Source organism: Ruegeria sp. TASC047 (assembly GCF_059612445.1).
In genome coordinates this window covers 1-13494 of record NZ_JBXWQP010000058.1, presented here as the reverse complement: position 1 = coordinate 13494, position 13494 = coordinate 1, and the positions used below count along the sequence as shown (strand labels likewise).

Below are 13494 nucleotides of genomic sequence, written 5' to 3'. Positions count from 1 at the left end.
TGACGACCGCGGGACACACCTGCGGCTGAACAAGGGAGGATCCGCATGGGCGGACTGGTATCGGTGCTTGCGCCGATAGCATTTGTGAACGAAACCGTGCTGCGTCTGGGCCGCGCGGTTGGCGTTGTTGCGATTTCATTCATGGTCATCGCAATCCTGATTCAGGTGTTCTTCCGATACGTTCTGGGCAACGCCCTACCTTGGCCGGATGAGGCCGCGCGGTTCTGCATGTTGTGGATGACCGGGTTGATGGCACCGACGGCCTTTCGGCGCGGCGGTTTTGTAGCTATCGACATGCTGCAACGGTTTTTGCCGCGAATGCTCGGCCTGTCGCTCAATCTGTTCCTCCTGCTGATCTCGCTGGCCGTGCTTTTGGTTGCGGTCAAAATCGGCTGGTCCGAGGTCACCGGCTTTGGCGGCAGGTTCGCCACCGCCGCCCTGTACCTGCCGACATCGCTTGGGTTTGACGAGTGGTATCGCATTCCGCGCAGCTGGATGATGGCTTCGCTGCTGGTGGGCATCATTCTGCTGATCTCGGTCAATATCGAGCTTATCCTGCGTTCCATGGTCACCTTGCTTGGCGGCGCGCATCTTTTGCCGGACATTCCCGACGCAGCGGTGGGGGCCGAATAGATGCTGATCTGGTTCCTGCCCACTTTCCTGATTTTCCTGTTGATCGGCCTGCCGGTTTTTTTCGCGCTTCTGGCGGCGCCCGGCATCCTGCTGTGGCTGAACGGACAGACGAACGACATCACCCTGCTTTATCGCAATGTCTACAACGGCATGGACAGCTTTCCACTGATGGCCATCCCGTTCTTCATGCTGGCCGGTGAAATGATGAACCGTGGCGGCATTACCATCCGCCTTGTCGAATTCAGCCAGGCCCTGATGGGCCATCTGCGCGGCGGGCTGGCGCATGTAAATGTGCTGAGCTCGATCCTGTTCGCGGGCCTTTCGGGGTCTGCGGTGGCTGACACATCCGCCCTGGGGTCGATGCTGATCCCGGCGATGGAAAAACAGGGCTATACCCGAAAATTCGCCGCCGCCATCACAGCCGCGAGTTCGGTGATCGGGCCGATCATCCCACCCTCAGGCATTATGATTATCTATGCCTATGTCATGGGCGAAAGCGTGGCCGCCTTGTTTCTTGCAGGCATCGTGCCCGGAATCATGGTGGGTGTCGGCCTGATGGTGATGATCAAGTTCATGGCCGACAAGTACGACTTTCCCGTCGCCAGTCGGAAATACACATGGGATGAGCGGCGCAAAGCCAGCCTCAAGGCGTTCTTCCCGCTGATGACGCCTGTGATCATTCTGGGCGGCATTCTGGGGGGCATCTTTACCCCGACCGAAGCCGCGGCAGTCGCCGTAGGCTACGCCTTTATCATCGGGTTTTTTGTTCTGCGCACACTGACCCTGAGGGAAATTCCCGACGTTCTGAGCAATGCAGGTATGACGTCGGCCGTAGTGCTGCTGCTGGTTGGCGCAGCAATGGCGTTCAAGACCGTGGTCAGCCTGAGCCATGCCCCGGAACAATTGGCCTCGTTGATCCTCAGCCTGTCGGAAAATCCGCTGATCCTGTTGTTCCTGATCAACCTGTTGTTGTTCATCGTTGGCATGTTTCTGGACGCAGGCCCTGCGATCATCATCCTTGGGCCTATCCTTGGCCCGATTTTCACCAGTCTCGGTGTAGACCCGATCCATTTCGCCATCATCATGAGCGTCAATCTGACCGTCGGCCTTGCCACGCCCCCCATGGGGCTGGTGCTGTTCGTGGCCGCCGCCGTGTCGCGGGAGCGGGTCGAGACAATCGCCAGGGCGATCCTGCCGTTTCTGGCGGTCGAAATCATCGTGATCTTTCTGATCACCTACATCCCCGCACTATCCATGACGATCCCGAGGATAACGGGATTTGCAAACTGACTGAGTATCACAGGGAGGAAACGCATGCTCGGAAACTTCATAAAAACAGCGGCGATTGCCACATCGCTTGTGGCCGCGTCTGCAGTCGCGGCGACGGCTGCGGACTACACGCTGCGCGCCACAGCCAATTCGAACGAAAATGACGAGGATTACGACGGTCTGATCGTTTTCAAGAACTATGTCGAGGCGGCGTCGAACGGCGCCATCGAGGTTGAGTTGTTCATCGGCACCCAACTGTGTTCGAACGGTGCTGAATGCCTGCAGGGCGTGGCGGATGGCACCATCGATATCTATATCTCTACCTCGGGCGGGGCGTCGGGCATCTTTCCTTATGTGCAGGTTCTGGACCTGCCCTATCTGATGGCCGATGACCGGATCGCCGAGCATGTTCTGTCGGGCGATTTCACCCGCACCATGCGCGACATGGCGCTTGAGGATTCCGGAGGCGCGATCCGCCTGATGACCATCGGCAACACCGGTGGCTGGCGCAACTTCGCCAACACAAAACACCGCGTCGCAGAGCCTGCCGACATGGAAGGTCTGAAAATCCGCACCGTTGTCGCCGACCTGCCGCAGGAACTGGTCAAGGCACTGGGCGCGTCACCTACACCGATCCCGTGGCCGGAACTCTTCACCAGCTTCCAGACCGGCGTTGTCGAGGGGTCAAAGAACGGCATCACCGACATCATGGGCATGAAGTTCCCGGATGCCGGCCTGCAGTATGTCACCCTGGACGGGCACGCCTATATGGGTGCGCTGTGGTGGATGAACAACACCAAGTTCCAGGCGATGCCGGAAGATATGCGCCGGGTCGTTGTCGATGGGTTCTACGCCCTGCAACAGGCCACCTTTGCCTCGCCCAAGCGCAAGTCGATCCAGGCGTATGAGGACTTCGTCGCAGGTGGCGGCGACCTGTATGTCCCGACGCCCGAGCAGAAGGCAGCGTTCAAAGCTGCGGCTTCGCCTGTCTATGACTGGTTCCAGACCAATGTTGCCCGTGGTGATGAAATCTTTGCCGCGCTGACCGAAGCGGTCGCGGCGGCTGAGGCGGACGTGAACGCCTCGCGCAATGCGGACCTGAACTAAACGGATGGGTCGGGCCTTGTGGCCCGGCCCTTATCGAAACGGGTACATCCACCCTTTGTAGTCGTTGACCAGAACATGCGCCTTCTCGATCTGCTCCGGCGACATTTTCTTGATCACTTCCTCAAGGCTGATCGCCGCATCGGGATCGCCACCAATGGCGCTGAGCGTGTACCACATATAGGCCCGCACCAGATCGGGCGCGGGCATTCCCAGACCCAGTTCATAGTACCAGCCGACCCCCGACTGCGCCCCTGGATGCCCCTTCATCGAGGCACGCAGATACCATTCAAACGCCCTTTCATGGTCCTGCTCGACCCCAAGACCCAGCCCGTACATCACACCGATCAGTTCCTCGGCCTCGGCATTGCCCGACCGGGCGGCGGGCAGCAGTTCCGCGCGCGCGGCTTCAAACTCTCCGGCCTCCATCATATCACGTGCCTGTTCCAGCTCAGCCAGAGCCGGGGTCGCAAGAAAACAAAGGGTAAAGAGAAACTGGCGCATTGGGCGATTGTCCTCGTTTGGGCGGGGGCCGCGGTGGCGCAGGACCTGCCGCGCCCGCTGACGGATGATGACTTTATCCCATTTGATATGGAACAGGCCGCTATCGGTCATCAACTGTTTTACGATCCGATCCTGTCAGGCAATCAGAACATTTCATGCGCTCATTGCCACCACCCCGATTTCGGCACCTCTGACGGGTTGTCCCTGGGGATCGGTGAAGGCGGACAGGGTCTTGGCCCGGACCGCACGCCGGGTACCGGCGCGGACAGGATCCGCAAACGCATTCCCCGAAATGCGCCGGGGTTGTGGAACCTCGGGGCAAAGGACATCCATACCGTTTTCCACGATGGCCGCCTGAGCATCTCGGACCTCTATGGCAACGGGTTCAATTCGCCAGCACAGGAATGGCTGCCCGGCGGATTGAACTCGCTTCTGGCGGCGCAGGCTTTATTCCCGCTGACCGCGCAATTCGAGATGGCCGGTAATGTCGCTGAAAATCAGGTGACCGGCGCGGTTCACGACAGGATTGACAAGGGCTGGCCGATCCTTGCCAAACGCGTGCGGACCGATCCGCGCTATGGCCCAGCCATAGTCGCGGCTTTTGACGATATCGAGACCACCGAAGACATCACGATCACCCAGATCGCCAACGCGCTGGCGGCCTTCATGGCCATTGAATGGCGCAGCACCGACAGCCCATTCGACCAGTACTTGGCCGGGGACAAGGATGCGCTGTCAGACATCCAGAAAGACGGGATGAACCTGTTTTATGGCAATGCGCGATGCGCGACCTGCCATGCGGGTCCGTTGATGTCGGACCAAGAGTTTCACGCGCTGGGTTTGCCCCCTTTCGGGCCGGGCCGGACCCGGCAATGGGACCCATACGCGCGGGACGTTGGCCGGATGGCGGAAAGCAACCGTGCGGAAGACGCCTATCGCTTTCGCACGCCGATGCTGCGCAATGTCGCCCTGACTGCGCCTTATGGACATAACGGCGCTTTTGCGGATCTCGAAAGCATGATCCGTCACCATCTTGACCCACAGACCAGCCTTGCCAAATGGAAACCCGACATGGCTGCGTTGCCCAAGGTCCCCTGGTTGCAAGAGGTGGATTTCGTGGTGTGGGACGACCGGTTCGAGATGGAACGCCAGCGCAGCAGGATCGACATTGTGCCAATGACGCTTTCGGATGCGGAAATCGCCGCCCTGGTCGCATTTCTGCATTCCTTGACGGGCACCGGCGTTGGCTCTCCTCCTTTCGGGGTGCCGGCCGATTTCAACCCCTGATGGCGGTCACGCCATAATGCCAATTATTCCGGCATAATGTCGGATAAGTCGATCACTTCGTCAAATTGCGGCCTATGAAATGTCTGGCCAGCCCTGCACCATAATATCAGGAACAGAAATTTACGGAGACGTTGATGTCCTGGAATATTTGCGTAATCGGGGCTGGCAAGATCGGTCAGATGATCGCGACGCTGCTGAGGGCCTCGCCAAACTATACAGTAACTGTGGCCGACCATGACCTGAAAGCATTGGGTGAAATCACAAGGCTTGGGATTGGAACAAAGCAGATTGATGCCCGGGATGCAGACAATCTGGCAAAGGAACTGACCGGGTTTAACGCCGTGGTTTCAGCGGCACCATTCTTTCTTACCCCAAACATTGCCAAGGCCGCCAAAGAGGCGGGCGCGCATTATTTTGACCTAACCGAAGACGTTGCGGCCACCGAGGCCGTACGCCAGCTGGCCGAAGGCAGTGAGACGGCTTTCATGCCGCAATGTGGTCTGGCACCTGGTTTTGTGGGTATCTCCGGAGCCGCGCTTGCAGCGGAGTTTGATGAGCTGGACAGCCTGCATATGCGGGTGGGCGCGCTGCCGCTTTATCCGACCAATGCGCTGAAGTACAATCTGACCTGGTCGACCGATGGGTTGATCAACGAGTACTGCAATCCCTGCGACGCCATTGTGAACGGCAAACTGGTCAAGACCGCGCCGCTGGAAGATTACGAGATTCTGGGTCATGATGGCGTGGAATACGAATGCTTCAACACCTCGGGCGGGTTGGGCACGCTGCCGGAAACGCTGGAAGGCAAGGCGCGGGCCGTGTCTTATCGCACGATCCGGTATCCCGGCCATTGTGAAATCCTGAAACTGCTGCTGCACGATCTGGGGCTGGAACGCCGCCGTGATCTGCTGAAAGAAATCTTCGAGACCGCCCTGCCCCGCACTGATCAGGACGTTGTGCTGGTCTATTGCACGGCCAAGGGCATGATCAACGGCGTTCTGCGCGAGAAATCTCTGATCAACAAGAGCTTTTCCCGCACCATCAACGGACAGGTCTGGAGTGCCATTCAGGTCACCACAGCTGCGGGTATTCTGGGCGTTGTTGACCTGATGCGCACCGGCACGCTGCCTTCGAAAGGGTTCGTCCGGCAGGAACAGGTCAAACTGAACGACTTCCTGAATACAGAATTTGGCCAGCTGTATCGTGCTGGTGACGTGACCCGGCAGAACAAGGCGGCCTGAGATATGAAAGACATCGTAATGACAGCCCAAACCACGCTTGCAAATCTGGATCTGACAGATGCCGCATTGAAGGGCGGCACTCTGAAGGTGACGTCGCCGATTGACGGCAGCCTGCTGGCCGATGTGCATGAAACGCCGGCCACCGAAATGGACGCGATCATTGCCCGCGCCAAAAACGCGTTCAAGGCGTGGCGCGTTGTGCCGGCCCCACGTCGGGGCGAGCTGATCCGCCTGCTGGGCGAAGAGCTGCGTGCGGCCAAGGACGATCTGGGCGCGCTTGTCAGCTGGGAGGCCGGCAAGATCACATCCGAAGGTCTGGGCGAAGTGCAGGAGATGATCGACATCTGCGACTTTGCCGTTGGTCTGTCGCGTCAGCTTTATGGTCTGACCATCGCGTCGGAACGCCCAGGTCACCGGATGATGGAAACCTGGCATCCGGCGGGCCCGGTCGGGGTGATCTCGGCCTTCAATTTCCCGGTTGCGGTCTGGTCGTGGAATGCCGCTTTGGCACTGGTCTGTGGCGATCCGGTGATCTGGAAACCGTCCGAGAAGACCCCGCTGACGGCGATGGCCTGCCAGAAGATCTTTGAACGCGCGCTGGTGCGGTTTGGCGATGCCCCCGAAGGGTTGCTTCAGGTCCTGATCGGTGGCGCGGAGTTGGGCGAGGCGCTGGTGGCCAGCGAAGATGTTCCGATCATCTCGGCCACGGGTTCGACACGTATGGGTCGTGCGGTTGCGCCCATTGTTGCGGCACGCTTTGGCAAATGCATTCTGGAACTGGGCGGAAACAACGCGATGATCGTCGGCCCTTCAGCGGATCTGGAAATGGCCGTGCGCGCCATTGTCTTCTCGGCCGTTGGGACCGCCGGTCAGCGTTGCACCACGCTGCGCCGTCTGATCGTGCACAACTCGATCCGTGAGGAACTGGTGGGCCGCCTGAAAAAGGCTTATGCCGGTCTGGCCATCGGCAATCCGCTGTCTGAGGGCACGTTGATCGGGCCACTGGTGGATGAGGCATCGGGTGCCGCCATGACATCCGCACTGGAGGCCGCACGGGCCGAAGGCGGCACCGTGTTTGGTGGGGAACGTGTGACCGAAGGGCTTCCTGCGGGTGTCTATATGCAGCCCGCAATCGTCGAAATGCCCGGCCAAAGCGCGGTCGTGAAAACCGAAACTTTCGCGCCGATCCTTTATGTCATGGGCTACGACGACTTTGACGAAGCGATCCAGCTTCAAAACGATGTGCCGCAAGGGCTGTCATCCTGTGTGTTCACACTGAACATGCGCGAGGCCGAGCAGTTTCTGACTGCGGCGGGGTCGGATTGCGGTATTGCCAACGTCAACATCGGTCCCTCGGGCGCCGAGATCGGTGGCGCATTCGGTGGCGAAAAGGAAACCGGCGGCGGACGCGAAAGCGGCTCGGACGCGTGGAAAGCCTATATGCGCCGCCAGACCAACACCGTGAACTACTCGGCAGAGCTCCCGCTGGCGCAGGGTGTCAAATTCGACATCTGAACCAGCGCGCAAACTGACGGGCAATCTGATCCCCCCGGAGCCTTGATGTTTCGGGGGGATCGCTTTTGCCGTGCAGGGTTTGGCACTGGCAGGCTGAAGCAGGCACAAAACCGGTGGTTCTTGACGAAATCCCTGCCGTGCGGCATGTGATGTCGCTGGGGGGGGAACGGCATGTCCGATAAGGTCAGATGGCCCGACACGGCATGTATGAACAGGTTAAGCGTCCGCGTGGCCCCGATAGCTGGCTGCTTTTATACCGGAAGGTAAGTAAGATATGTGCCCTGCACCCGTTGATGCAGAGACCCCGCGCGGGTTCATCATCCCGATCGGCGGCGGCGAAGACCGCGTTAAGGAAATGCAGATTCACCGCAAGTTCGTTGAGCTGTCTGGTGGTCCTGATGCCGATATTGTCGTGATCCCGACGGCCTCGATGCTGGAAGAGACCGGACCGGATTACAATCGCATCTTTTCCGAGCTGGGTGCGGGCAAGGTCGAATTTCTGCCCATCTCGCGGCGCGCCGATTGCGACAATCCCGATTTTGCCGAGATGCTGGACCGCGCTACAGGGATATTCATGACCGGCGGCAACCAGCTGCGGCTGTCGGCGATTCTGGGTGGCACGCTTGTGGCGCAGAAAATTCGCCGCCGGAATGCGGCCGGTGTGCCGGTTGCCGGCACTTCGGCCGGGGCGTCGATCATGTCCGAACACATGGTGGCCGGGGGCAGCAGCAACTCGGCTCCGGCTGAGGGCAATATCACGCTGGCTCCGGGCATGGGTTTGACCAACGCCGTCATCATCGACCAGCACTTCACACAGCGCAATCGGCTGGGACGTTTGCTAACCGCTTCATCTTTCAACCCTTTTTTGATCGGACTGGGTATCGACGAAGACACGGCAGCCTTCATCGGACCCGATAATGTCCTTGAAGTCGTGGGCAGCGGATCGGTTACCGTCGTGGACGCCAGTCATCTGACCCATTCATCGATGTGGGACGCGCGCCGCGGCGAAGCACTGAGCCTGCTTGGACTTCGGCTTGACGTTCTGGGCGAAGGGTGCCGTTATGATCTGACGGCTCGCCAGGCTTTTCCGCCGGATGAGCATTTGGCGTTCTGCACATTGCCGGACATGTCCGGTCAAGAGGCCGCCAGCGGGGGGATAACAAAAAGCTAACCAACGGGGAGCCTCATGAAAATAATCTCGACCAATGTCTTTGTCGGCCCGAATGTCTGGGCAAGTTTTCCGGTCATTCGCCACGTCATCGATCTGGGTGTTCTGGAAGAGTGGCCCTCGGCAAAAATTGGTTCCGAGTTTATTGACGCCTTGATCAAGGCGCTTCCCGGTCTGGCGGAACACGGCTGTTCCTATCGCGAACCCGGCGGCTTCATCCGCCGCCTGCGCGAGGATGAAGGCACCTGGCTGGGACATGTGCTGGAACATTGCGCTATCGAAGTGCAGAACGTGGCCGGATCCGACGTTACCTTTGGCCGTACGCGCGGCACAGGTGAGCCGGGCCAGTACAATATGGTCTATGAATACCGCCAGCGCGACGTCGGTCTGGATGCGGGCAATCTGGCGATGCGGTTGCTGATGCATCTGCTGCCGCAATCCCTGAAAGATCAGGTGGACTACGAATTCGACCCGGACTTTAACTGGGATGAAGAACTGCGCAGCTTTGTTCTGCGGGCGCAACGCAAGGAATTTGGCCCATCGACCGGATCGCTGGTCAAGGCGGCGCAGGAACGCGACATTCCTTGGATCAGGCTGAATTCCGGCTCGCTTGTGCAATTTGGACACGGCAAGTTTCAGAAACGCATTCAGGCGACAATTACGTCCGAGACCAAGCATATCTCGGTCGAGATATCCTGTGACAAGGAAGACACCCATAATCTGCTGAACGATCTTGGCCTGCCGGTTCCGCAGCAGCGCATGGTCTATTCGGCCCGCGAGGCCGTACGCGCGGCAGCCCGGATCGGGTTTCCGGTGGTGGTCAAACCGTTGGACGCCAACCATGGGCGCGGCGTTTCGATCAATCTGAATTCCGATGCTGAGGTCGAGGCGGGTTTTGCCGAGGCCAAGGAGCATTCGCGCAGCCGCGCCATTCTGGTCGAGAGCTTCATCACCGGCTTTGATCACCGGATGCTGGTCGTGAACGACAAGCTGGTTGCGGTGGCCAAACGCGTCCCCGGCCATGTAATAGGCGACGGAACCCATACGATTGCCGAACTGGTCGACATCGTGAACCAGGACCCACGCCGGGGCATCGGGCACGAAAAAGTGCTGACCAGGCTTGAGCTGGACAATCAGGCTAACCGCCTGATGGAGAATGCGGGCGTGACGGAAGACACTGTCTTGCCCGAGGGTGAGGTTTTCTATCTGCGCTCGACCGCGAACCTGTCAACCGGTGGCACCGCCATCGATCTGACCGACGTGGTGCATCCCGACAACCGCGACATGGCCGAACGCGCCATCATGGCGGTCGGGCTGGATGTGGGCGGTGTCGATTTCCTGATCGACGATATTACCAAATCCTACAAGGATATCGGTGGCGCGATTGTCGAAGTAAATGCGGCCCCCGGTTTCCGGATGCATGTGGCCCCGTCCGAAGGTCAGCCGCGCGATGTGGCGGGCAAGGTCATCGACATGCTGTTCCCTGCCAATGAACAGACCCGCATCCCGATTGCAGCAATCACCGGCACCAACGGAAAGACGACAACGTCGCGGATGCTGGGTCATATCATGAAAACCAGTGGCAAGATCGTTGGCATGACCTCGACCGACGGCGTCTATGTGGATGGCAAGCTGAGCGTCAAGGGGGACATGACCGGCCCGAAATCGGCACAGATCGTCCTGCGTGATCCGATGGTCGATTTTGCAGTTATGGAAACCGCGCGGGGCGGGCTGGTTCGCTCGGGTCTGGGCTATCAACGCTCGAACGTGGCGGCCTGTCTGAACGTCTCGGCAGATCATCTGGGCCTGGGCGGGATCAATACGGTCGAGGAGCTGGCCGTCGTCAAACGGGTGGTGGTGGAAAGCGCAACCGATACGGCCGTTCTGAACGCTGACGACATCAATTGTCTGAAGATGGCCGATTACGCCGGGGCGGATCAGATCTTCTATGTCACGACCAACCCCGGTCACAGTCTGGTCAAGGAACATATCAAGACAGGGGGCAAGGCCATCGTGCTGGAAAAAGGCATGAATGGCGACATGCTGACCATCTATGACAAAGGGCTTCACATCCCGGTTCTGTGGTCGCATCTGATCCCCGCCACGCTTGAGGGCAAGGCGATCTTCAACGTGCAAAACGCCATGGTCGCAGCGGCGATGGCCTATAGCTTTGGGGTCGATCTGGACAATATCCGGCATGGTCTGCGCACTTTCGACACCAGTTATTTCCAGGCACCGGGGCGGATGAATGTCTATGATGAACATCCCTTCAAGGTGATCCTTGATTACGGCCACAACCCTGCCGCGCTGAAGGCGCTGGCCGCTTTGGCCGATCAGTTGGAGGTCAAGGGCCGCAGGCTGTGCGTTGTTGCGATGCCCGGTGATCGGCGCGATGAAGACATTGTTGATGGGGCCGCAGCGCTGGCCGGGCATTTTGACCACTTCATCTGCAAGGCCGATGACCGCCGCCGGGGTCGCGGGCATGACGAGGTGCCGCAAATGATGCGGCAGGCCCTGATCGATTGCGGGACGCCGGATGAGGCAATCTCGATCATCCCGGATGAGGTTGAGGCCGTGACCACAGCGCTGGAGATGGCGGCACCGGGCGATCTGCTGGTTATCTTCGGAGATGACACCACACGCTGCTGGAAACAGATCATCTACTTCAATTCCGATGGCGAAACCTCTGAAACCGAAGCGACACCCAAGACCAGCCCCGCCGACACCACGTTCGAAGACATGTTCGACAGCGACCAGAACCTGATCCGTGACGAACGCGGCGTAAGACTGGCGCGTGAAATCAGCGAAGACGCGGATTGAGCGGAGGTACCGGAATGGACCGGATCGAAGAGCTTGAAACCGCGCTGACCATCGAAAGCGCGACCGCTGATCATATTCAGGTGGATGACGCGCGGCGACTGACCGGCCCCGGCCTGTTATGGGATCACCCCGGCGCGGTGATGGATGTGTTTTTCACTGTTATCGACCCCGCGCAGGTCATTGCAGTGTGGGAAAAACACGCCCGGCGCGTTCTGGATGCGCTTGGCTGGCAGGATCAGGCGCTGACCCACCGTACCTTTACCGGAGGCGTCAATCTGGCAATCTCGGCACCGATGGATCAGCTTTATTCCGCGATCTTTGCGGCTCAGACCGCCTGGCATTTCTGCGCGGCAGAGTTGCTGGAGACCACGCCGGGCGATTTTGATCAGATGATCCGGGACGTCAAAGGCGTCATGGCGAAGGAGGCCAATCCTGCGCTGATCGCCCTGATCGCGGCAGCCGACGCGCATGGTGTGGATATCCTTTGCGACGATGATGAGATTTCCATCGGGCATGGAACCGGCAGCCAAACCTGGCCTGTCGACGCGTTGCCCGCCCCGGATGACGTGGACTGGCCCGCCTTTCACAACATCCCCGTCGCCTTCATCACCGGAACCAACGGCAAGACCACCACGACCCGGTTGCTGGAGGCGATCGCCCGCGCCTCGGGCAAGGTCGCAGGGCTGACCTCGACCGAGATTGTGCGGGTGGGTGACGATATTCTGGATCGCGGCGATTATTCTGGCCCCGGCGGAGGGCGGATGTTGCTGCGCGACAAGCGGCTTGAAATCGGATGCCTTGAAGTGGCCCGTGGGGGTATCCTGCGCCGCGGCCTGCCGACGCGTGCCGCTATGGCCGCCACTGTCACCAACGTGGCGAACGATCATCTGGGGCAATACGGCGTCAACACGGTGCCCGAGCTGGCTCAGGCGAAATTCGCCGTGCACCGGACACTGACCAAGGGCGGCGTTCTGGCCCTGAATGCCGATGATCCTTTTGTCCGTGCCGAAGCCGAAAACACGGCGGCGAATATCTGGTGGTTTTCACTGGATGCCGGGAATGATCTGATCCGTCGGGCGCGCGACGCGGGAACATGCTGCGCCTATGTTTCGCTGGGCAATATCGTCTTTTTCGACGGCCGGTCCGAGCATACTGTCATTGCCGTGTCCGACGTGCCCCTGACCATGGGCGGGGTCGCGAAATACAACATCCTGAACGCTCTGGCGGCTATGTGCCTTGCGCTGGCTTTGAAACTGCCGCTTGAAGCGGTTCGGCATGGGTTGGCCGGGTTCAAACCGGATGCCAAGGACAATCCGGGTCGCTGCAACGAATTCCAGCACAACGGCGCTCAGGTTTTCGTGGATTTCGCGCATAATCCGCATTCGATTTCTGCCGTGTGCGATGCGCTGTCGGCCCTGCCGGCAAAACGGCGGTTCATCATGCTCAGCCATGCCGGAGACCGCTCGGACCAGGACATTCGCGACGTCACCGCAACCGCCTTGAATTTCCAACCCGACGTGGTCGTTGCTGCTGAACTGGAAGGGTATCTACGGGGCCGCGCTTTGGGAGAGATACCGGACCTGATTGAAAAGTCGGCTCTGGAACAAGGGTATGACAAGACCCAGATCCAAAGGGCCGCATCCCCGTCCGAGGCCGCCGCGATGATCCTGAAACAGGTGGAACCGGGCGATCTAGCACTGCTGCTGGTTCTGTCGGAACGCGACGCCGTGCTTGAGATGCTGGACCAGCAGGTGACGTAGTGGGGTGAGGGAGCAGGAAGGCAGCGAGCCGCCATCTCCGGCTGCGGTCATCTAAGCAGCAAATTGCGCAACACCCTTGCATTGAAACCCAGCCTGACAATACTCGCCCAACACAGGCAACAGACGGTTGAGGTTAGGTGTTATGGAGATTGAGCAGACGGGGTTGTCGGGTGTGTTGGTTATTCGCCCGCAG

Annotated in this window: 10 protein-coding genes; 9 read left to right on the top strand and 1 reads right to left on the bottom strand. The window is 59.5% G+C overall.

The genetic code is table 11. From position 1 onward, the window contains the following. Positions 1-45 precede the first annotated feature (45 nt). Genes AC2FLO_RS21290 through AC2FLO_RS21280 form a run of 3 tightly spaced genes read left to right on the top strand, consistent with a single transcriptional unit; the run spans position 46 to position 3009 of the window. A complete protein-coding gene (locus AC2FLO_RS21290; RefSeq protein ID WP_496754742.1) occupies positions 46-633 on the top strand; it encodes a TRAP transporter small permease in 588 nt (195 codons plus the stop codon). After that, positions 634-1923, top strand: coding sequence for a TRAP transporter large permease (locus AC2FLO_RS21285; protein WP_496754740.1), 1290 nt, complete (start codon positions 634-636; stop codon positions 1921-1923). A gap of 24 nt (positions 1924-1947) precedes the next feature. Further along, complete coding sequence (locus AC2FLO_RS21280; protein ID WP_496754738.1) at positions 1948-3009, top strand: TRAP transporter substrate-binding protein; 1062 nt, start codon at positions 1948-1950, stop codon at positions 3007-3009. Between the two features lie 30 nt (positions 3010-3039). On the opposite strand, the gene AC2FLO_RS21275 is transcribed toward AC2FLO_RS21280, so the two are convergent. Further along, positions 3040-3510: a tetratricopeptide repeat protein gene (locus tag AC2FLO_RS21275; RefSeq protein WP_267365609.1), complete on the bottom strand. Its 471-nt coding sequence runs from the start codon at positions 3508-3510 to the stop codon at positions 3040-3042. A gap of 33 nt (positions 3511-3543) precedes the next feature. Between AC2FLO_RS21275 and AC2FLO_RS21270 the strand changes: the two genes are divergently transcribed. From AC2FLO_RS21270 to AC2FLO_RS21245, 6 genes are all read left to right on the top strand, one after another. After that, on the top strand, positions 3544-4797 hold the full coding sequence (locus AC2FLO_RS21270) for a cytochrome-c peroxidase (protein ID WP_496754736.1): 1254 nt from the start codon (positions 3544-3546) through the stop codon (positions 4795-4797). 134 nt (positions 4798-4931) lie between these two features. Next, positions 4932-6038 carry a saccharopine dehydrogenase family protein gene (locus tag AC2FLO_RS21265; protein ID WP_496754734.1) on the top strand — a complete coding sequence of 369 codons (1107 nt, stop codon included), beginning with the start codon at positions 4932-4934 and terminating at the stop codon, positions 6036-6038. A gap of 3 nt (positions 6039-6041) precedes the next feature. Further along, complete coding sequence (gene amaB, locus AC2FLO_RS21260) at positions 6042-7553, top strand: L-piperidine-6-carboxylate dehydrogenase (protein WP_496754732.1); 1512 nt, start codon at positions 6042-6044, stop codon at positions 7551-7553. Positions 7554-7827: 274 nt separating this feature from the next. Continuing rightward, positions 7828-8724 carry a cyanophycinase gene (locus AC2FLO_RS21255; protein WP_480588861.1) on the top strand — a complete coding sequence of 299 codons (897 nt, stop codon included), beginning with the start codon at positions 7828-7830 and terminating at the stop codon, positions 8722-8724. A 15-nt stretch (positions 8725-8739) separates the two neighbouring features. Further along, positions 8740-11541, top strand: coding sequence for a cyanophycin synthetase (gene cphA, locus AC2FLO_RS21250; protein ID WP_496754730.1), 2802 nt, complete (start codon positions 8740-8742; stop codon positions 11539-11541). A 14-nt stretch (positions 11542-11555) separates the two neighbouring features. Then, positions 11556-13301 carry a Mur ligase family protein gene (locus tag AC2FLO_RS21245; protein WP_496754729.1) on the top strand — a complete coding sequence of 582 codons (1746 nt, stop codon included), beginning with the start codon at positions 11556-11558 and terminating at the stop codon, positions 13299-13301. The last annotated feature ends 193 nt before the right edge of the window (positions 13302-13494 follow it).